This is a genomic window from Salinibacterium sp. M195, from assembly GCF_019443965.1.
Taxonomy (GTDB): domain Bacteria; phylum Actinomycetota; class Actinomycetes; order Actinomycetales; family Microbacteriaceae; genus Rhodoglobus.
This window is the reverse complement of sequence record NZ_CP040814.1, coordinates 99,413-118,940: the sequence shown is the minus strand read 5'-3', so window position 1 is coordinate 118,940 and position 19,528 is coordinate 99,413. Positions and strand designations below refer to the sequence as shown.

General features: G+C 61.4%; 20 protein-coding genes. 11 read left to right on the top strand and 9 right to left on the bottom strand.

The genetic code is table 11. The features are described 5' to 3' along the window. The 3 genes from FFT87_RS00570 to tdh form a co-directional block, all read right to left on the bottom strand. A complete protein-coding gene (locus tag FFT87_RS00570) occupies positions 1–777 on the bottom strand; it encodes a GntR family transcriptional regulator (RefSeq protein ID WP_219949467.1) in 777 nt (258 codons plus the stop codon). An 8-nt stretch (positions 778–785) separates the two neighbouring features. Then, the gene (locus tag FFT87_RS00565) at positions 786–1,967 is read right to left on the bottom strand and encodes a glycine C-acetyltransferase (protein WP_219949466.1); all 1,182 of its coding nucleotides are present in this window, start codon (positions 1,965–1,967) and stop codon (positions 786–788) included. Positions 1,968–2,034: 67 nt separating this feature from the next. Further along, positions 2,035–3,060: an L-threonine 3-dehydrogenase gene (gene tdh, locus FFT87_RS00560; protein ID WP_219949465.1), complete on the bottom strand. Its 1,026-nt coding sequence runs from the start codon at positions 3,058–3,060 to the stop codon at positions 2,035–2,037. Between the two features lie 159 nt (positions 3,061–3,219). On the opposite strand from tdh, the gene FFT87_RS00555 reads away from it, so the two are divergent. The 5 genes from FFT87_RS00555 (at position 3,220) to FFT87_RS00535 (ending at position 9,792) form a co-directional block, all read left to right on the top strand. Further along, positions 3,220–4,452, top strand: a complete 1,233-nt coding sequence (locus FFT87_RS00555; protein WP_219949464.1) for an amidohydrolase family protein — start codon at positions 3,220–3,222, stop codon at positions 4,450–4,452. Positions 4,453–4,596: 144 nt separating this feature from the next. Next, positions 4,597–6,183 carry an ABC transporter substrate-binding protein gene (locus FFT87_RS00550; RefSeq protein WP_219949463.1) on the top strand — a complete coding sequence of 529 codons (1,587 nt, stop codon included), beginning with the start codon at positions 4,597–4,599 and terminating at the stop codon, positions 6,181–6,183. 41 nt (positions 6,184–6,224) lie between these two features. After that, entirely contained in the window at positions 6,225–7,220 is a 996-nt protein-coding gene (locus FFT87_RS00545) for an ABC transporter permease (protein WP_219949462.1), read from the top strand. Then, entirely contained in the window at positions 7,217–8,014 is a 798-nt protein-coding gene (locus tag FFT87_RS00540; protein ID WP_219949461.1) for an ABC transporter permease, read from the top strand. The genes FFT87_RS00545 and FFT87_RS00540 overlap by 4 nt, the downstream gene beginning before the upstream one ends. Continuing rightward, on the top strand, positions 8,011–9,792 hold the full coding sequence (locus FFT87_RS00535; RefSeq protein WP_219949460.1) for an ABC transporter ATP-binding protein: 1,782 nt from the start codon (positions 8,011–8,013) through the stop codon (positions 9,790–9,792). The genes FFT87_RS00540 and FFT87_RS00535 overlap by 4 nt, the downstream gene beginning before the upstream one ends. A gap of 69 nt (positions 9,793–9,861) precedes the next feature. Here the strand turns inward: FFT87_RS00535 and FFT87_RS00530 are convergent, their stop codons facing one another. Further along, positions 9,862–10,776 (bottom strand): cation diffusion facilitator family transporter, encoded by a 915-nt coding sequence (locus FFT87_RS00530; protein WP_219949459.1) that lies wholly within the window; start codon positions 10,774–10,776, stop codon positions 9,862–9,864. 153 nt (positions 10,777–10,929) lie between these two features. Then, positions 10,930–11,196, bottom strand: a complete 267-nt coding sequence (locus tag FFT87_RS00525) for a hypothetical protein (protein ID WP_219949458.1) — start codon at positions 11,194–11,196, stop codon at positions 10,930–10,932. Positions 11,197–11,455: 259 nt separating this feature from the next. Here FFT87_RS00525 and FFT87_RS00520 point away from each other — a divergent pair, with 259 nt between their 5' ends. After that, entirely contained in the window at positions 11,456–12,505 is a 1,050-nt protein-coding gene (locus FFT87_RS00520; RefSeq protein WP_219949457.1) for a low specificity L-threonine aldolase, read from the top strand. A gap of 131 nt (positions 12,506–12,636) precedes the next feature. Here the strand turns inward: FFT87_RS00520 and FFT87_RS00515 are convergent, their stop codons facing one another. Together FFT87_RS00515 and FFT87_RS00510 are read right to left on the bottom strand one after the other, a co-directional pair. Next, positions 12,637–14,394: an MDR family MFS transporter gene (locus FFT87_RS00515; protein ID WP_255559985.1), complete on the bottom strand. Its 1,758-nt coding sequence runs from the start codon at positions 14,392–14,394 to the stop codon at positions 12,637–12,639. Then, positions 14,391–14,924: a MarR family winged helix-turn-helix transcriptional regulator gene (locus FFT87_RS00510; RefSeq protein WP_219949456.1), complete on the bottom strand. Its 534-nt coding sequence runs from the start codon at positions 14,922–14,924 to the stop codon at positions 14,391–14,393. The genes FFT87_RS00515 and FFT87_RS00510 overlap by 4 nt, the downstream gene beginning before the upstream one ends. Positions 14,925–15,062: 138 nt before the next feature. Here FFT87_RS00510 and FFT87_RS00505 point away from each other — a divergent pair, with 138 nt between their 5' ends. From FFT87_RS00505 to FFT87_RS00490, 4 genes are all read left to right on the top strand, one after another. Continuing rightward, complete coding sequence (locus FFT87_RS00505; RefSeq protein ID WP_255559984.1) at positions 15,063–15,734, top strand: DNA alkylation repair protein; 672 nt, start codon at positions 15,063–15,065, stop codon at positions 15,732–15,734. A 9-nt stretch (positions 15,735–15,743) separates the two neighbouring features. Continuing rightward, entirely contained in the window at positions 15,744–16,223 is a 480-nt protein-coding gene (locus tag FFT87_RS00500) for a DUF1801 domain-containing protein (protein ID WP_219949455.1), read from the top strand. A 68-nt stretch (positions 16,224–16,291) separates the two neighbouring features. Then, positions 16,292–16,717 (top strand): hypothetical protein, encoded by a 426-nt coding sequence (locus FFT87_RS00495; RefSeq protein WP_219949454.1) that lies wholly within the window; start codon positions 16,292–16,294, stop codon positions 16,715–16,717. Between the two features lie 84 nt (positions 16,718–16,801). Beyond that, complete coding sequence (locus FFT87_RS00490) at positions 16,802–17,695, top strand: F510_1955 family glycosylhydrolase (protein ID WP_255559983.1); 894 nt, start codon at positions 16,802–16,804, stop codon at positions 17,693–17,695. A gap of 164 nt (positions 17,696–17,859) precedes the next feature. On the opposite strand, the gene FFT87_RS00485 is transcribed toward FFT87_RS00490, so the two are convergent. Next, positions 17,860–18,333 (bottom strand): SRPBCC family protein, encoded by a 474-nt coding sequence (locus FFT87_RS00485; protein ID WP_219949453.1) that lies wholly within the window; start codon positions 18,331–18,333, stop codon positions 17,860–17,862. Between the two features lie 190 nt (positions 18,334–18,523). Here FFT87_RS00485 and FFT87_RS00480 point away from each other — a divergent pair, with 190 nt between their 5' ends. Further along, entirely contained in the window at positions 18,524–19,009 is a 486-nt protein-coding gene (locus FFT87_RS00480) for a GNAT family N-acetyltransferase (RefSeq protein ID WP_219949452.1), read from the top strand. Here the strand turns inward: FFT87_RS00480 and FFT87_RS00475 are convergent. Continuing rightward, positions 19,006–19,476 carry an Lrp/AsnC family transcriptional regulator gene (locus FFT87_RS00475; protein ID WP_219949451.1) on the bottom strand — a complete coding sequence of 157 codons (471 nt, stop codon included), beginning with the start codon at positions 19,474–19,476 and terminating at the stop codon, positions 19,006–19,008. The two genes, FFT87_RS00480 and FFT87_RS00475, sit on opposite strands and share 4 nt — an antisense overlap. Between the last annotated feature and the right edge of the window lie 52 nt (positions 19,477–19,528).

Below are 19,528 nucleotides of genomic sequence, written 5' to 3'. Positions count from 1 at the left end.
CTAGTGCCCGGGGATCGCACTCCACGGTGCCCGCATGGTGCGCACGAAGGAGTACATCACGAGCGTGGGGTGGTGGTGTTCGAGGGCGTAGAAGATGCGCTCGCCGCTGAGGGTGACGCCGATGGTCTCCCACATCTTGGCTTCGGTGCCCTTCTCAAGCTGCAGTAGATCGGCGTATTTGTCGTCGAGCAGTGCAACACCGGCGGTCACGATCTCCCACGCAATTCCTTCGCCCCAGAGCTTCTTTGCTGACTCGTAGACGGGGTCGGTCGGATTGATTGTGTCGTGTTCCCCGGCCGGCAGCGGAATCGTGTACTCGGCGACCATCGCGGCCTGCTCGTCGGCGTACCAGCGCAGCACGATTTTCACCGCGCGGTTGGTGCTGAGCGGAGAGAGCAGCGGGGCAAGAGCGGCAGGTAGCTCGATGGTCTCGGCCGTCAGAATCTCGACCGATGGCGTATAGCCCATGCGCGCAAGCACTTCACCGTAGGAGACGCTCGCCTCAAAGCGTGCGCTCAATCGCAGGGCAACCGGGTCGACCACAGTGGCCGCGCCCTGGCTACGAATCACAATCCCCTGACGCTCCAATTGCGCGAGCGCCACCCGAACCTGCGGGCGGCTGCAGCCCAACCACTCGGCTAGCTTGAGCTCGCCGGGCAGCAGAAAGTTGGAATCGCGGGCCGCTTCGCGCACATGACGAAGCACGCCACTGAGGATGCGTTCATCCTCCGTGAGTGATCCGGTGACGATGCGGCCTTCGGGGACCGTAATTTCCATGTGCGCTCCTATGCGGCGATCGACTCTCGAGCGGCCACAAAAGCCTCAACGCAACGGCTGATGTCCTCGCTTGAGTGTCCAGCCGACAACTGTACGCGAATACGAGCTTTGCCCAGAGGTACTACGGGGAACGAGAAGGCGATCACGTAGACGCCGAGTGTGAGCAGGGCATCCGCCATGGCGACAGCTTCGTGCTCATCGCTGAACATGACCGGAATGATCGGATGCTCGCCCGGCAGCAGAGTGAACCCGGCCTCAGCCATTCCGGCGCGGAACTGTTCAGCATTCGCCGTCAACTTGGCGCGGCTCTCGGCACCTTCTGCCACGAGGTTGAGCGCTTCGATCGAGCCCGCAACGACGGAGGGAGCGACGGCGTTGGAGAACAGGTACGGGCGAGCGCGCTGGCGCAGCAGCTCAACAATTTCGGCGTGGGCGCTGATGTAACCACCGGATGCTCCGCCCAGAGCCTTGCCGAGCGTGCCCGAAATGATGTCGACGCGGTCGGAGACGCCGCAGTGCTCTGGCGTTCCGGCTCCGGTCTCGCCGACGAAGCCGACAGCGTGCGAGTCATCGACCATGACCATCGCGTCGTACTGTTCTGCAAGGTCGCAGATCGCTTCGAGGGGAGCAAGATAGCCGTCCATCGAGAAGACGCCGTCGGTGACGATGAGGCGGCGGCGGGCATCCTTCGCGGCAATCAACTGCGCTTCGAGATCAGCCATGTCGCGGTTCTTGTAGCGGTAGCGGCCGGCCTTCGAAAGGCGAACGCCGTCGATGATCGACGCGTGGTTGAGCTCATCCGAAATCACGGCATCCTCGGCACCGAGCAGCACCTCAAAGATGCCGCCATTGGCGTCGAAGCACGAGGGGAACAGGATGGTCGCCTCCATGCTCAGCAGTGCCGAAAGCCGGTTCTCGAGCTCAACGTGCTGGGTCTGGGTGCCACAGATGAAGCGCACGCTCGCCATGCCAAAACCCCAATCGTCGAGGGCATTTTTTGCCGCAGCGACGAGGCGGGGGTGATTGGCAAGACCGAGGTAGTTGTTGGCGCAAAAGTTGAGCACCGGCTTGCCCGCCGACTCGACATGGGCCGACTGCGCGGTGTCGAGTTGGCGTTCGACCTTATACAGGCCGGCCGCGCGAATCTCGCTCAGGGTGTCGTTGAGTTGTTCGCGAACTGTTCCGTACATTTCGTTCTCCTAAAAATTTGGGGCAACCGCGCGGAGTGACCGAGCGAAGCTGGGTGATGGGGTCGCGTTACGACCAGTCGATGATGACTTTGCCGCCATTTCCGCGGCGAGCGGCGGCGAATGCTTCTTCCCACTGTTCGGCGGGGAAGCGATCGGTGACGACAGCCGAGACATCCAAACCGGTGTGCACCATGGCGTTCATGGCATACCAGGTCTCGAACATCTCACGGCCGTAAATACCTTTGATGGTGATCATGTGGGTCACGACGGTGGCCCAGTCGATGCTGATTGGCTCTGCCGGCAGGCCGAGCATGGCGATGCGCCCGCCCTGATTCATGTTGGTGATCATCTCGGGAAGCGCCGTAGCGTGGCCACTCATTTCGAGGCCGATATCGAAGCCCTCTTTCATGCCGAGTTGCTCCTGCGCTTCAGCGATACGCACCTTCGAGACGTTGATGGCAAGGCTCACCCCCATTTCGCGTGCGAGCTCAAGTCGCTCTTCGTTTACGTCGGTCATCACGATGTGACGCGCTCCGATGTGACGCGCGACCTTGGCCGCCATGAGCCCGATGGGGCCAGCGCCGGTGATGAGCACGTCTTCGCCAACCATCGGGAATGAGAGGGCCGTGTGTACGGCGTTGCCGAGGGGATCGAAGATGGCAGCAAGCTCGGGGTCGATATCGGTCGGATGTGCCCAGACGTTCTGTTCGGGAATTACGACGAATTCGGCAAAGGCGCCGTCGCGGTTTACACCAATGCTTGAAGTGAATTTGCAGAGGTGACGGCGGCCGGCACGGCAGTTGCGGCAGTGACCGCAGACGACGTGACCCTCGCCGGAGACGAGTGCTCCGACCTCGACAGAAGTGACGCCTTCGCCACGCTCAACAACGTGGCCTGAGAATTCGTGACCGGGGATGAGAGGGGCGATGATGGCTCCGGCGGCCCAGGCATCCCACGATTCAATATGCAGGTCAGTGCCACAAATTCCGGTGCGGGCGACCCTGATTTTTACCTCGCCGCGACCAGGGGTCGGTTCGGGGCGTTCGGCCAATATGAGACCGGGCCCGGCCTTGTCTTTATAGAGGGCTTTCATCGTTGATTCCTCTCAGGCGGCGCGACACCGGCGCGTGAATCGCGCTTGTGGCGCGCCTCATTCGACGTGTCCGCTGCTGTGTTTCAGGGTACTGTCACTTGTTTACAAGTGCCACTCTTCTGCTAGCGTCATACGAATCATAAGTTGAAGGAGCCATTCGTGACCGAAATATCCCAGCGCATCGAGGGAATATCGCTATGGGATGGAACGGCCGCGCACGGCATTGGCTCCCTCAGCTGGACCGGTGACCGGATCGACGCGGTAGAAACCGTTGCCGAGACGGCCGCCACCGACTCGGATGCCTCAACCACGGCATCCGAATACAGCGTGATTCCGGGGCTTGTTGACACGCACGTTCACCTCGGCGGTTACGCCGGGCCGGGCAAGGTCGACTGGGTCTCGTGGCCGCTGATGACGCCGTGGGAAGAACAGGTCTTCCACATCGCGGCGAACGCCCACCAGGCAGCGCGCAACGGAGTGACCACGCTGCGCGATCTGGCCGGAGACGGACGTCAACTGGCCGTCAAGCGCGCGTTTGACCAGGGCATCCAGCCGGGCCCGCGCATTCTTGTGCACGGCCCCGTCGGCATGACTGCTGGTCATGGCGACCTCTTCATTCCGCCGCACTACCCGCACCGCACCCCCACTGCCGATAGCCCAGACGAGTGCCGCAAACTTGTACGCGAATACGCTCGCGCCGGGGTCGATGGCATCAAAATCTTCACTAGCGGGGGAGTGCTCTCCACCGGTGACAAGGTCGGCTGGCGCAACCAGACGACCGCCGAAATCGAGACAACTCTTGACGAGGCCCACGCGCTCGGGCTCAAGGTCGCGGCGCACAGTCACTCCACTGAGGGCAACCAGATTGCCTTGGATGCCGGAGTCGACTCTCTCGAACACGGCACCGGCATCACGCCAGAGCAGTGGCCAACGCTGCTCGAGCGCAACATCTCGGTTGCTCCCACGCTCATGATCAACGACGTGATCGCGGAAGCCCGCATCCCCGTCTCGGCTGAGGCTCAAGAAAAAGCGCAGGCCGTCGTGATCGAGCGCAACACCAACTTCGCCGCAGCAGGTCGCGCCGGTGTGCGCTTCGTGCTCGGCACCGATGCCAATGGCATCTTCGTGAAATTCGGCGATCAGATGGAAGAAGTGCGTCTGATGGCCGAGATGTTCGGATGGAGCGCCGAACGTGCGCTGCAGTCCGCCACCTCTGATGCTGCTGATGCGATCGGCATGGCAGACAAGGTTGGAACCCTCGCGACCGGATGGGGCGCTGACTTTGTCGTGCTCAAGGGTCGTCCGTGGGAAGACATCACTCAACTTCGAACCGAAAACATCGTCGCGGTTGTCTCGCGCGGTGTTGTCGTGTTCGGAGAACTCCCGCAGTAATCGCCTCACTAGTTCAACCAGCAGTAACAGCAGTACTACCTCCAGCAGCACCCGCATGGCCAGCACCACCAGCATCCGCATCGCATTCCGCAGTACCACCGCAACGCTCACCACGTTGTGTCGACAGCACTGAAAGGACCGAGTATGAACTCCCCGAAAAACCGAGTACTTCGCTGGGGCATTGCCCCCATCGGAGCGCTTGCCGCACTGGGCCTGTTGGCCTCTTGCGCGGCAGGGCCAGCCGCTTCGCCCAAAACGGATATCACGATGGCAGTCACGGGCGACCCCGTCTGCCTCGACCCCCAGCAGGTCACCCTCACCACCGCGCTCAACATTGGCCGCCAGGTTGTCGACTCGCTCATTGATCAGGATGCCGAAACCGGCGAATTGGTGCCGTGGCTCGCGGAGAGCTGGGAAACCAACGATGACCTGACTGAGTTCACCTTCCAGCTGCGCGATGACGTCACCTTCAGCGATGAGACCGCGCTGACGGCAGACACCGTGGTTAAGAACCTCGATGCTCTCTTCGAGATGGGTTCCACCGCATCCCTCGCCTCGCAGTACCTCGCCGGCTATGAAGGCAGCACTGCTGTCGACGAGAACACGGTGACGGTGAACTTCGAGTCGTCGAACGCCCAGTTCTTGCAGGGCGCAAGCACCATCACGCTCGGCCTCGTCTCTGACGCCACCACCGAGCTCAGCCCCGAAGACCGTTGCCAGACTGTCGTCGGCACCGGCCCGTTCACGATCGACTCCTACGTGGCTAACGACTCTGTCGTGATCGCCAAGCGTGTCGGCTACGACTGGGCATCCGAACTTCGTGGCCACAGCGGTGAAGCACTCGTTGACACCGTCACGTTCCCGATCACGCCTGAGGCAGGCGTGCGCACCGGTGGGCTCCAGACCGGCGAATTCGACATCATCCAGGACCTTCCGGCTGTAGATGAAACCCGCTTCGACACCGCGGACTACACCATCTACGCTCGCGGAAACCCCGGAATGCCCACGAGCCTCGTGCCCAACACCACTCGTCCCGTCGTCAGCGACGAGATCGTGCGTAAGGCAATGCTGCTCGCTACCGACCGTGCAGAAATCACCGCACTCACCGGTTCGTCGCAGTCAGAGCCCGCTTCGAGCGCGCTGAGCTCCGCTACCCCGGGATACAGCAGCCAGGCAGACGCTATGGCGTATGACCTGGATGCAGCCACCGACCTGCTCGACGACAACGGTTGGGTCGTCGGCTCTGACGGCATCCGCGAGAAGGACGGCCAGCGTCTCACCATGAGCGTTACCGCCTTCTACGGCCAGGATGTTCTTGAGGCAACTCAGATTCAGCTCGCCAAGGCTGGCATCGACCTGCAGCTCAACATCGTGACCGCCGGAGACTTCTTCGGAGCCATCGCGACCGGTGACTACGACTTCTTGAGCGCCAGCCTCACGCGCACTGACCCCGACGTTTTGCGGGTCACGTTCTCGAAGGATGCTGTCTCGAAGTGGGCCATCATCGACGACGCTGAACTGGAAGCGCTCCTCACCGAGCAGGCAACCACGGCAGACACCACCGAGCGCACAGCACTCATCGCCGACATTCAGGAGATGATTATTGACCGTGCGTACCTGATCCCGCTTCTCGAAGTTGCTCAGGTGCACGCCTCAACCGCTAACGTTTCTGGTCTGACCTTCGACTCGTCGTCGCGCCTGATCATGTACGACGTCAGCGTCTCGGAATAACTCTCACTAGGTGATGTGACCAGCATGAAAGAGCGTCAGTCGTGACACAGGTGAAAGCCTGGGCAGGCTACTTGCTGCCCAAACTCGGACAGTTCCTGTTCGTTGTTGTGGCTACCTACACGCTCGTTTTCGTGCTGGTCCATTTCCTGCCCGGTGACCCGTTGATCGCCGCCCTTGCAGCAAAGGGCGGCGCATCAACGGTCATCGATCCGGCTGAGCTCGACGCCCTGCGCGTGCAGTACGGCCTCGACGGTTCGCTCTGGCAGCAGTACTTCGGCCACCTCATCGCGGCGGCTCAGGGAGACCTTGGCGTCTCCATCTCTACCGGTGTTCCCGTGACCGAGATGATCGCCCGGGCCTTCCCGTTCAGCGTACAGATCGCCTCCCTCGCCCTGCTCTTCGGTGTGACTTCCGCCGTTCTCATCACTTTCTTGGCCTACGCAGCACCGTGGCCGTGGCTGCGCCAACTGCTGCTGCAGATTCCCCCATTCGGGATCGCTGTGCCCGCCTTCTTGAGCGGTCTGCTGCTGATCAGCGTCTTCGCTTTCTCCCTCGGCTGGTTGCCCTCGGCCGGCGCTCGCAGCTGGGACGCGGCAATCCTGCCCGCGATCACGCTCGCTCTGCCCGTCGGTGCCCTCTTCTTCCAGGTCTTCTCTTCTGCCGTGCTCGAAGCCCAGAACAGCCCCTTTGTCTTCACGGCCGTCGCGAAGGGTGTGCCTCCGCGACGCATCTTTACGAAGCACTTGCTGCGTAACGCAATGCTGCCCTCCATCACCATTCTCGGATTGCTCATCGGCTACTTGGCAGGCGGAACCGCCGTCGTCGAGACCGTCTTCTCGCGTGACGGAATCGGCCGCATGACCGTAAACGCTGTGCTCGCTCGCGACATCAACGTCATCCAAGGCGTCGTGCTGGTGGTGGGCGCGATCTATGCGCTCGTCAACCTGCTCGTGGATGTCGCCTACGGCTTCATTGACCCGCGAACGCGAATCGGTGGCGGGCTTCCCTCGCGTGCTCGACTGGGGGCAAAGAAGTGACGAATCTGCGCAAGCCCGGCTTCGTTTTCGGGCTCATCATTATCGCGTTGGCGATTCTGGCGTCGTTAGCGCCGAGCGTGCTCGCAACTCACGATCCCTTCGAGTCGGTCGCGACCGACCGGCTGTTGCCGCCGAGCGCCCAATACCTGTTCGGCACCGACAACTTGGGTCGCGACCTCTACTCCCGCGTTATCTATGGAGCAGCACTCTCGCTGCTCTCGGCGTCCCTCGCGGTTGTCGTCGGTGTTGTCGTGGGCGCTGCTGTCGGTCTCATTTCCGGCTTTGTCGGCGGCCGAACCGACTTCATCATCATGCGGTTCGTTGATGTACTGATTGCCGTTCCCGGAGTTCTGCTCGCCCTGATCGTCGTCGCGAGCCTCGGTTTCGGCCCGGTCTCGCTCGCCCTCGGCGTTGGCCTCGGAGCCGCCGGCAGCTTTGCTCGCGTCATGCGATCGCAAGTGCTTCGCATCCGCAGTGAAGAGTATGTCGAAGCGGCTCGAACGCTCGGTGTTCGTTCGCCCGCGATTCTCGTGCAGCACGTTCTGCCCAACGCGGCCCGCCCCGTGATCGCGATGGCTGCGCTCGAAATGGGTACCGCCATTCTCTCGGTCTCGGCCCTCACCTTCTTGGGCTTCGGCGCACCGCCGCCCGCACCAGAGTGGGGTGCGCTCGTCTCGGCAGGCCGTGACTACGTGGCAACTAACCCCGGCCTCAGCATCATTCCGGGTGCCGTAATTCTTGTAGTCGTGCTTGCCGTGAACCGGGTAGCGCGAACGATCGGAGGCGACGAATGATTGAGCAGAAGACTTCTGACGACAACATCCTCGTCGTGCGTGATCTGCACGTCTCGTACGCGACCCGCTCCGGTACTGTGGCGGCGGTGCGCGGCATCAGCTTCGTCGTTCCGCGTGGCAAGATCGTGGCGATCGTCGGCGAATCGGGCTCGGGCAAAAGCACGACCTCGCAGGCGCTGATTCGGCGGTTGGCATCCGGAGGTCGCATCGACAGCGGCTCGATCGAGTTCGAAGGGCGCGACCTCGGCCCGATGTCGGAGCGCGAACTGCGCTCCATTCGCGGTGGTCGCATCGGCTTCGTGCCGCAAGACCCCAGCAAGTCGCTCAACCCGCTCATGCGCGTCGGCGACCAGATCGCCGAAGCCCTGCGCCTGCACCTCAAGCTCGACAAGGCAGCAGCGGCAGCAGAAGCCGTGCGTATCCTCGACGAGGTCGGGCTGCCTGACCCGGATGCTCGAGCCACCCAGTTTCCGCACGAACTGTCTGGCGGCATGCGCCAGCGAGTGCTCATCGGAATCGCGTGGGCCTGCAACCCCCAACTCGTCATTGCGGACGAGCCGACGAGTGCCCTCGACGTCACCGTGCAACGCCACGTTCTCGACAACATCGACGAGCTCGTGCGCCGCCACAACACCTCCGTCGTTCTCGTCACGCACGACCTTGCGGTCGCCGCCGACCGTGCCGACTACGTCGCCGTGATGAGCAATGGCGAGATTGTGGAGCAGGGCCCCACCGAGCAAGTTCTCTCCTCGCCCACCCACGAGTACACGAAGAAACTCGTGGAATCCGCTCCGGGGTTGGCGAGCAGACGCCTCACCCCGTCGCTGACCGCTCTCGGCGAGCAACAGCAATCAAGTGCGGGAAAGCTGTTCACCCACACCCGCCTGGCGCAGCTTGCGGGCTCAGCCACGGCATCCGGGGGCGTTGCTTCGGGAACTATTGCTTCAGCATCCACGGCTGCAGAGACCGGCGGGGCGGATGCCGCTGAAGCCACCAACATTCTTGAGGTCTCGAGCCTGGTCAAGACATTCGCTCTCCGTCGCCAAGGCGGAGGCTCGCAAGTGTTGCGCGCGGTGGACGATGTCTCATTCGTGGTGCCGCGCGGCTCGACTTTCTCGATCGTGGGGGAGTCGGGTTCGGGCAAGACGACGACCGCGCGTATTGCGGCACGGATCGCCTCGGCCGATTCGGGCACCGTGAGCTTTGACGGCACCGATGTCACTTCGCTTTCAGGCGAAGCGCTGCGCCAACTGCGTCGCCGCGTACAGGTTGTCTACCAAAACCCCTTCGGTTCACTCGATCCGAAGATGTCGATCGAGAAGATTATTGCTGAGCCGTTGCGCGCGTTTCGCGTGGGTGACCGCACTCACCGCGCCGAAGTTGCTCGCGAGCTCCTAGAGCACGTGAGCCTGAGCCCCACGCTCGCTCAGCGCCGCCCCACCGAGCTCTCAGGCGGTCAACGCCAGCGCGTCGCTATCGCTCGTTCGCTGGCTATTGGCCCTGAGTTGATCGTGCTCGATGAGCCGGTCTCTGCTCTGGATGTCTCGGTGCAGGAACAGATTCTGCAGCTGTTGGTTGATCTTCAGGTGCAATTCGGTCTCAGCTACCTCTTTATCTCGCACGACCTCGGAGTGATCCGTCAGATTTCCGACCACATCGCAGTAATGCGCTCCGGCAGGGTGCTCGAAGCGGGCACCGCTCAGGAAGTGTTGTCGAATCCGCAGCACGAGTACACGCAAGAACTGCTCGAGGCGATTCCAGGGCAACGCGCGAACTAACGCATTACGCGCGCCGCCCTGATTGCGGCCTGGATTGCACAGCGCAGAACGAGTGGCGCAGGCATCCGCCTAGTGGTGGTGCACGTGTTCCTCGCCGATGTTGCTTTCGGGCTCGATCTGGAACGTCGAATGCTCGATGCTCAGCTCAAAGTGCTCAGCGACGCACTTTTGCAAGGCAGGGAGCATTTCACCAGCGTGCCCGTCGCGAAAGCACGAGTCTTCGACGATGACATGAGCAGTGAGCACCGGCAGGTCGGATGAGATGCGCGTGATGTGCAGATCGTGCACGTCCGTGACGTGCTCCATTGCCATGATGTGGGCGCGAACATCGGCCGGATCGATGCCCTTCGGCGTTGACTCGAGCAGCACGCCCAAGCTGGCCTTCAGCAGGATGATGGTGCGGGGCACGATCAGGATGGCGATCAGGATGGCGACCACGGCATCCGCTTGGTACCAGCCAAAGAGTGCGATCACGATGGCGCTGATAATGACACCAACGGAGCCAAGAGCATCGTTGACAACTTCGAGGAATGCGGCCTTCATGTTGAGGTTCGAGTTTCGCCCACCCGTGAGCACGATCATGGCGACGAGGTTGGCAACGAGCCCAATGATTCCGAAAATGAGAAGGCCGGTTGGCTGAATCTCGGGCGGATCGAAGAGGCGGCGCACGCCCTCGACCAGGGCATAGATCCCCACCGCGAAAAGCAGAGTCGACTGAGCCATAGCGCTCAGCACTTCGGTGCGCTTAAGGCCCCACGAGTGCTTGCTCGTTGCCGGGCGCTGCATGAGCCCCGCGGCGAGCAGCGCCATCAGGAGGCCCACGGAGTCGGTGAGCATGTGCGCGGTGTCGACGAGCAGTGCGAGGCTGCCGGTCACAATGGCGCCGATTGCTTGAGCAATGACAACCCCAACGGTGATGATGAAGGCAATCAGCAACCGGGTGCGGTTGCTCGTGCCGCCAGCGTGGTCGTGCCCGGCGCCCATCAGAGTGCTCCGAGATCAGGCTGTCGCCGAGGGTGTTCGTGCGCCTGTGTTCGACACGTGATCGTTTCCCGGCTCATGGGGTGATTCTAATTGGCCGAGCTGTGGTGAAAGGGTGCAGAAACAGGTGCCGATGCACTCTGCTCGAAATTGACTCTAAATCTTTGCCTGTGACTGAGCCGGCGCCGATTGGAACTGGCGCTGATGCCGGGCTTTTGCTTCGTCGAGCGTCTGGCAAGTACCGAGGGGGTGTGCCCGATTGTCGGTAATGAAGTACTCGCCAGTGGAGTTTCGTTCGATCATGCCAGCGAATTCTCCGCCAGCATTACCCACCCAAAGTCCTGCTTGAATGCTCGTCCAAGCTACGGCGGGGCGTGCTCGGTCTGCGGGACCTTCGGTCGGCCGGGGCGCGGCTATCGTCATAGTTTTCTACTCCTTCGAGTTCACACTATTGAAGACCTCAGACACTGCTTGGAGGTTACCCGCTGCTGTGCGGGTGGTGCTCACTTAGATTCAACCCCTCTTGGCGGCATCTGTCGACCCCTCATCCGAGCAGTTTGCTTTCTCTTAACATTCGAGGCTTAAGCGACGTGATTCCACAGCCTCGAGAATCTCCCTATCCCGCGCAGCCGACGACAGCTACCATCGATTGACATCACATTCTTCGTTACAGAAAGCTGCCATGACTTCGACCGATTCCCTCCTGCGCGGCTATTTGAGTGACAACGCTGCCGGTGCTTCACCCCAGATTTTAGACGCTGTTGTAGCGGCATCCGCTGGCCCGTCGACCCCTTACGGCAATGATCCGCTCACTGCTCAGATGCGCGCCAAGATGGCAGACGCCTTCGAGTGTCAACTTGATGTGTTTCCGGTCGGCACGGGGTCGGCTGCGAATGGCATCGGTCTGGCAGCACTCACGCGTCCGTGGGGAAGCATCCTCGCGCACGCTGATAGCCACATCCACAACGACGAGGCTGGCGCTCCTGAATTCTTCACGGATGGGTCGAAGATCGTGCTGCTCGGTGGCGACCACTCCAAGATCGATCCGGATGAGTTGCGCGCGGCAGTAAAAGTCGGTGTCGGCGACGTGCACAGCGTTCAAGCTTCTGTGCTCAGCCTGACGCAGGTCACAGAGACCGGCAGCGTGTACAGCATCGATGAGTTGCGTGAGCTTACGAGTATCGCTCGCGAGGCTGGCCTGCGTGTACATATGGACGGCGCTCGTTTTGCGAACGCTCTCATCGCTCTAGATGTGAGTCCTGCCGAAATGACGTGGAAACTCGGGGTCGACATTCTTTCGTTCGGAGCCACAAAGAACGGCGCCCTAACCGCTGATGCGATTGTCTGTTTCGATCCCACCTTGGCCACAGAGCTGTCGTTTCGCCACAAGCGCGGCGGCCAGCTCACCTCGAAGATGCGGTTCCAGTCTGCCCAACTCGATGCCTATCTGACCGATGACTTGTGGCTCGACAATGCCCGCCAATCCAACGCTATGGCTGCACGTCTCCGGGCGGGAATCATGGATGTTGCGGGAGTGACCGTGACGAGCGAGCCGGGCAGCAACATCCTCTTCGCCCTCTTTCCTGACGAGCTGTCTGCGGCTCTCCTCGAACGAGGGTTCGGCTTTTACACCGACATGGGGCAGCACGGTATGGTGCGAATTGTGGTGTCTTTCGTGCACGTCGAAGAAGACATCGACGCCTTCATCGCAGCGATTCGCGAACTGGCCTAGCCCGGCACTGCCTTCGTCGGCGTTGCCTTAGCCCGCGTTGCTTTGGCCAGCGTTGCTTTAGCCCAGACTGGCCTGATGCGCGCCTTCTCTCGAGAGGGAAGCAGGCGTCAGGCCAGTGCGGGGAGAACGAGTTAGCGGTCGTCAGGCCGAGCGGACGACCCGGTTCGATCGGGAGGCGTGTCAGTTTCCGCCGCATCCGCATCCGCATCCGCATCCGCATCCGCGTCGGCATCCGTCTCGGCATCCGCCTCGACCCGGGTGCTGACGCCGTGTGCCGAGATCGTATCGCCGGCAGTTTCCTGGCCGGTGGCTTCCACGCCGGCGGCAGGCGCCATGCCAATCGTGGTGCGAAGCACTGAGCCACGGGCTACCGCAATCGCGATCACTGCGGTGGCGGTGACCAGCGCGGCGATCATGAAGATGGAACCGAACGCATCCGCATAGGCGTGGTGGAATGCCGTCTGGATTGCGTCGGGCAGACCCGTGATGTCGAGGCTCGTTTCGCCGGAGCCATTCGAGAGTGCGCTGGGGTCAACGCCGATTTCGGCCAGGTCGTCCACGATATTGGTGCTCACGTGGTTAGTGAGAACGGCGCCCAGGATGGTCACGCCGACAGCGCCTCCGAGCGAGCGGAAGAAGGCGATCGCCGCCGACGCTGATCCGACATCCTTGACGTCAACGGTGTTCTGCACGGCGAGCACAACATTCTGCACGAGGGCGCCGATACCGATACCCATGAGGGCCATGTAGATCGCGACGGCCCAGTATGGGGTGTCGTGGGTGATGGTTCCGAGTCCGGTGAGGCCGGCGAGCATGAGGATGCTGCCGATGAGCATGACGGGCTTCCAGCGACCGATGCGACTGACGATGATGCCACCGATGGTGGCCGACAGAAGTTGGGCGATGATCATCGGAATGGTCATCAGGCCCGCTTGGGTCGGGGTTGCGCCGGTTCCGAGTTGGAAATACTGGGTGAGGAAGACACCAGAGCCGAACATGCCGACACCGATGCCGACGCTGGCCACGATCATCCAAATCGTCGTGGAATTGCCGAGCAGGCGCAACGGGATCATGGGGGCAGGTGCACGCAACTCGACCATGACGGCGAAGAATCCCACAACGAGGAAGGCGGCGAGGAATACGCCAGACTGCCACGAGATCCAGTCGTAGTCGCTGCCGGCAAAGGTGACCCAGAGCATCGGCAGTGCTGCAGTGATGGAGACGAGAGCGGCTCCGAGGTAGTCGAGCTGAGTCTTGGCGTGCGGGTTGGTCGGCAGGTGGAGCTTCATTTGCAACACGATGAGCGCGATGATGGCCAACGGCAGGCTGACGAAGAAGCACCAGCGCCATCCGAGCGAGTCGGTGATGAGACCGCCCAAGAGCGGACCGGATACCGTGGCCACCGCCATGACGGCGCCCATGTAGCCGGCGTAGCGTCCACGTTCGCGGGGAGCGATGATCGATCCCATGATCGACTGAACGAGCGCGGTGAGGCCACCCATCGCAATGCCTTGAACCGCACGAGCGATCATGAGAACGCCGATGGAGTCAGCAAAACCGGCGGCGATGGAGCCAACGAGGAAGAAGACGATGGCCAGCTGAGTCAGCATCTTCTTGTTGTACAGGTCAGAGAGTTTTCCCCAAATCGGGGTGGTGATCGTCATCATCAGCAGGCTGGCGGTGATGACCCAGGTGTATTGACGCTGGGTTCCATCGAGTTCGGCGATGATGGTCGGCAGTGCGGTGGAGACGATTGTGGTCGAGATCATGGCGGTGAAGAGCGCTGCCAAGAGGCCGGTCATCACCTGCAGGATTTCGCGGTGGGTATAGGTCACGGGCGCGGTGGACGGATCTGACGATTGCACTGTCGTGCGTGCGGGTGCTGTCATTCGTTGTTCTCTTTTTCGTCTTTGTTGGTGAGTGTGTCTGTCGTTGTAGTGGAGTCGGGCCGAGCACTGTTTTCCGCATCGGCCGGGGTTTCTGAGGGCTGAAGCACGTCAGCCAATCGTTCATTGAGCACGTTGAGCAAGCTGATGGCTCGCTCGGCTTCTTCGGGCGTCCAGTCGTCTAGGGCGACGGCAAATTTTCGGATGATGCGGCTGTCGCCTTCGGCCAGCGCCGTGCGTCCCTGCTCGGTGATGGAGATGAGGATCGCGCGCGCATCGAGGGGGTCGGTGCGTCGTTCGACGAGGGCGTCAGCCTCAAGCGCTTCAACGGCGCGCGAGGCGACGGGTGCCGAGATGATGAGGTGGTGCGCGAGCTCACCGAGGCGAGCGTCGCCGTCGAGCAAATGGCGCAGAAAACCGTATTTGGTGCCGGCAAGGCTGCGCTCGCGACTGCGTTGCGCTGCCTTGCGAAAGGTGCGGCTTATCGTCACCATTCCCGTGAGTATGGCGGTGGCATCCGCGTCATCTAACAAGTCTGATCTCCTTAAGTACTTAGCGAGAGTAACTATATTGCTTACCTTAAGCAACTAAATGCGGGGATGGATTTTTTGTTCTCCCGCTGTGCCCGCTAAGTGCTCGCGCACGAGATCAAGGGAGAGTAGCGTCGAAGGGTGAATACCACTGCGGTTGCTGAGGTGATGGCCGAATTGGCGGCGCTCGACGACCCCAAAGTTCGGGCCGTCAACGAACGCCACGGTGACGATCACGGGGTGAATCTCAGCAAGCTGCGGGCGATCGCAAAACGGCTCAAGTCGCAGCATCCGCTCGCCGTTGAATTGTGGGAAACCGATGACACTCCCGCCCAACTCGTTGCGCTTCTCATTTGTCGGCCCACCGAGTTCACCCGCGACGAGTTGGATGCCATGGTGCGCCAGGCGCGAGCATCAAAGGTGCGCGACTGGCTGATCAACTATGTCGTCAAGAAAAGCCCCCACTTCGAAGAGTTGCGCGTGGCGTGGTCGGCCGATGCGGACGCTGGCGTGCGCAGTGCCGGTTGGGCACTAACTGCCGAGCGAGCGCGCAAAAATGCCGACGGTCTCGACCTTCCAAGCTTGCTCGATGTTGTTGATGCCGAGATGAAGGATGCCCCCGACCGCCTGCAATGGGAGATGAACAACACCCTTGCGTACATCGGAATCGAGCACGCTGAATATCGCGAGCGGGCCCTCGAAATTGGCGAAAGGCTCGAGGTGCTGAAGGACTACCCGACACCGCCAGGCTGCACTTCGCCGTATGCTCCGCTCTGGATTGCGGAGATGGTGCGCCGCCAAGAGGCACGGTAGCGTCGAAGCATGGTGGAGTCAGCGAGCACGAGGGCAATCAACGCCGACCAGCGCGGCTACGGAGTGAGCAGCGCCGCCATGCCGCCAGAAGTAGCGGCGACGTTCAATGATTGGCCTGAGCCGATGCGCGGTGAGCTATTGCTGCTCCGCGACCTTATTCTCGCCACGGCATCCGAGACGGAGGGTGTCGGCACGATCACCGAGACTCTCAAGTGGGGCGAGCCCGCGTACCTGACGAGCGAAAGTCACAGCGGCAGCACGATTCGTATCGCACCGACGAACGCGAAATCGGCGCACGACTATGCGATGTTCTTTATCTGCAGCACCAACTTGGTTAGCGATTTTCGAGCCCAATTTGGGGACACCTTCGCGTATGAGGGTGATCGCGCGGTGGTGTTCAGCGTTGGCGACAGCATCCCGGTCGACGAACTGCGCGAGTGTGTGCGGATGGCGCTGACGTATCACCGGCGCACTCAGGATGGCCGATGAGCGAGGCTGCCCTGCCGCGTTAGGGGCTATTGCTCAGCGCGGGGCCTGCGTCGTCGATTACGATCGACGTGGATGAACTGCAGGGGGTGGTTGGTGTGACTGGGCAAGCGACGAACGTTGTTCGAACGCTGCGCGCTGCCCTCCTGCTGATTGCTGCGCTGCTAACGGTTGTGGCGCTAGTGACGATGCACTCGGTGGCAGCTGACGCCAGCACCGCTTCTGCGGCCACCGCGCACGCAACAATCCATACCGACGCCGTCCCGCACGACTCCGACGAGCCGAGCGCCGAACTGTGCCCGTGCCCCGGCGATTCCGGCTCGTCGATGACCGAGTGCACTCCGGTTGCGGCCCTTGCCGGTTTGGTGGCCGTCGCGTCGCTGCGTGCAGAGAGCGCAGGTTTCGCGCCGACTGCGCCGGTAACGTCAGGGCACGCTGGCGCTCTTGGGCACACCCCAACACCGTCTCTTCACGCTCTTTCTATTAGTCGCACCTGATCGGGTTGATGTCGGCTTCGCCGAGATCTCTACGGCATCCGTTGTGATGCCGACGATGTGAGTACGAAATAGTGAAGGAACCTAGTGAAGAACAGAATGAAGAAGAATGTCGTTGCGCTCACCGCGGGCATCGTCGTGACTGTCGTAGGGCTGGCCGGATGTGCCCCGACGACGCCTCTCGAAAGTACGGAGACTGCGCCGTCAGCGCTCAGCGTCTTCGAACACGTGCATGGCTTAGGAATTGACTCTGAAGAGATCGTCTTGGTGGCGAGCCATTCGGGAATCTATCGGGTGGATGCTGCCGGTGAGTTGAGCGGCCCGCTGGGCGGAGAGCCGTTCGATGCCATGGGGTTCACGTCGGCTGGCGATCAATATTTCGTGTCGGGGCATCCGAGCCCAGGGTCAACAACCTTCGAGGGCCCGAACTTGGGGCTCCTTTCTAGTGTGGATGCGGGGGAGACGTGGACGAGTGTGTCTCTCGCCGGACAGACCGATTTTCATGCGCTTTCGGTGAATCAGAACGACCCGACGCGGCTGTATGGGTTGTCCTCTGACGGAGCGCCGCTGCTGGCGAGTGTTGACGGCGGCGTTACCTGGAGCGAGGGGGCGAGCCTCCAGGCCTATGCGGTGGTGCCTGACCCGAACGTGACAGACCGGCTGTATGCGACGACTCCGGATGGAATGCTGGTCAGCGATGATGCGGGGCAGTCTTTTAGCTCGCTCGCTGATGCGCCGCTTCTTTATCTGCTCGCAGCACCCTCGGATGTGGCCGGTGCGCTCGTTGGCGTGGATGTTGAAGGCGTCGTCTGGGTGCGCTCAGCTGAGGGCGGGCCGTGGTCTGATCGTGGTTCCGTCGAGGGAACGGCGTATGCGCTGGCGACTGGTGGAGGCGGCGAACGCATCGCGCTCATTGATGAGCGCGGACTTGTTGAATCGTTCGACGGTGGCGAATCGTGGTCGGTTCTCACCGAGGGGTAAGCGGGCTCGAGCGAGGGGAGCCGCTGCCGTGGAGTGCGTCAGCGCTCGCCGACCCGGCACCGGCCCCCGTGTTCTCTAGATCCCCGGAATGGGCGACCTCCGCTCGACATATCGCTCCCGCGCTCGCGGCCTAGCGCAATGACGAGAAGTTACTTTCAGTCTCGCTAGCGGCCCAGGCTGTCTTCGGACCGGGGTACTTCTCCGCGCCACTGGCCAGATTCGAAACCGTTCGACTCGATGAGTCGCTTGAATTCTGAGAGGTCCTTGGCGATCTGAAGGTCGTCAATTTGCAGAATCTCGCCAGCTTTCTCGACGAATCCTTCTGGCTTCCAGTCCATTTGGAGCGTAACTCGAGTGCTGCCTTCGCTTAGGCGATGGAATGTGACGACACCCGCATGCATCTTCTCTCCCGTGCTGGTCCAGGAGATTCGTTCGTCAGGGTGTTGTTCAACGATTTCTGCATCAAATTCACGGTCGACGCCGCCGACGGACACTTCCCAGTGCATCTTGCGGTCATCGATCTGAGTGATTGCCTTCACGCCAGACATGAAGGCGGGAAACTGTTCAAACTGTGTCCACTGGTTGTAGGCGACGCTAACGGGAACGTCTACGTCGATGTCTTTTGTTACTGTTCCCATGTCAAATCCTCCGATCGAGTTGGAAAAGCTGTGCGCCTACTTTAGAAAGCAAACCATCGAAAGAAACTGAGTTTTCAGGGATCGCTCAGGACTCATACGAAACATTCCCAGAGTCGCGCGACGGCACTATGATCGTGGCACTCGCACCGCGCTCAGGCTGAGCAGCGTGCGCTGGGGAAGGGTCTCGATCGTGACTGAAGGAATAGAAGCCGCCGCATCCGCTGACGCGTGGTTGCCCGCAGGGTGGCAGCACCCGACTCTCCTCCATGTGCCTACCGGCCACCACCTTCGCCCCATCCGGGCATCCGATACCGAGCTCGACATGGCTGCCGTGATGGGGTCGCGCGAACGGCTCTGGTCGATCTATGGCAAAGCCTGGGGCTGGCCGCCCGCGACGATGACCGCCGAGCAGGATCGCGTCGATCTCCAGCGGCATGCTGACGAGATGGAAACGCACGAGTCATTCAACTTCGCGCTCTTCGATGAGAACGAGACAGAGCTCATTGGGTGCGTCTATATCGATCCTGCCGAAAAGCCAGGGGCGGATGCTGATATTTCGTGGTGGGTACGCGACGAATACGTCGGGTCGGACGTGGAGGCGGCCCTAGATAAGTTCGTTCCGGCGTGGATTGCACGCGACTGGCCGCTCACGGCACCGCGCTTCAACCAGGTCTAGGAGAAGTCAGTCGCCACCGCGTTGCGGTGATACTCGAAGATCATGCTGGTGTTGGTGGATGCGACGCTGTGACGGGCCGATAAATGGTCGACGACGAACAGGCGAACCTTCGATGAGTTCTCGACCGCAATGTGCACGAGAAAGTCATCGCCGCCGCCCACGAAGAACAACTGGATCACTTCGGGCAGCCGACGGATTTCTTCCGTGAAGGCTTGGATGCTTTCCTGCCGGGCACCCGGGCGTAGCGATACTCCGATAATGGCCTGCAGACCTCGACCGAGCTTCGCTTGATTGAGCGCTGCGTGATATCCCGTGATGAGGCCACGGTCGAAGAGTGACTTGACGCGGGTATGAGCGGTGGATGCCGCAATTCCGACCGTGCTTGCGATAGCGGCGTTGCTCATTCGGGCATCCCGCGAGAGCAGGGTGAGAATCTTCGTGTCGATCGAGTCAAGTTCGTCTTGCATACGAAGATCCTTCGGTCAGAACGGATGTTGAGTGCAATTTTGGCATGATTTC

Excerpts from the sequence above, each read along its gene's own strand:
- FFT87_RS00570 (WP_219949467.1), bottom strand. The coding sequence starts at position 777 with ATGGAAATTACGGTCCCCGAAGGCCGCATCGTCACCGGATCACTCACG.
- FFT87_RS00565 (WP_219949466.1), bottom strand. The coding sequence starts at position 1,967 with ATGTACGGAACAGTTCGCGAACAACTCAACGACACCCTGAGCGAGATT.
- tdh (WP_219949465.1), bottom strand. The coding sequence starts at position 3,060 with ATGAAAGCCCTCTATAAAGACAAGGCCGGGCCCGGTCTCATATTGGCC.
- FFT87_RS00550 (WP_219949463.1), top strand. The coding sequence starts at position 4,597 with ATGAACTCCCCGAAAAACCGAGTACTTCGCTGGGGCATTGCCCCCATC.
- FFT87_RS00535 (WP_219949460.1), top strand. The coding sequence starts at position 8,011 with ATGATTGAGCAGAAGACTTCTGACGACAACATCCTCGTCGTGCGTGAT.
- FFT87_RS00530 (WP_219949459.1), bottom strand. The coding sequence starts at position 10,776 with ATGGGCGCCGGGCACGACCACGCTGGCGGCACGAGCAACCGCACCCGG.
- FFT87_RS00525 (WP_219949458.1), bottom strand. The coding sequence starts at position 11,196 with ATGACGATAGCCGCGCCCCGGCCGACCGAAGGTCCCGCAGACCGAGCA.
- FFT87_RS00520 (WP_219949457.1), top strand. The coding sequence starts at position 11,456 with ATGACTTCGACCGATTCCCTCCTGCGCGGCTATTTGAGTGACAACGCT.
- FFT87_RS00515 (WP_255559985.1), bottom strand. The coding sequence starts at position 14,394 with ATGACAGCACCCGCACGCACGACAGTGCAATCGTCAGATCCGTCCACC.
- FFT87_RS00500 (WP_219949455.1), top strand. The coding sequence starts at position 15,744 with ATGGTGGAGTCAGCGAGCACGAGGGCAATCAACGCCGACCAGCGCGGC.
- FFT87_RS00485 (WP_219949453.1), bottom strand. The coding sequence starts at position 18,333 with ATGGGAACAGTAACAAAAGACATCGACGTAGACGTTCCCGTTAGCGTC.
- FFT87_RS00475 (WP_219949451.1), bottom strand. The coding sequence starts at position 19,476 with ATGCAAGACGAACTTGACTCGATCGACACGAAGATTCTCACCCTGCTC.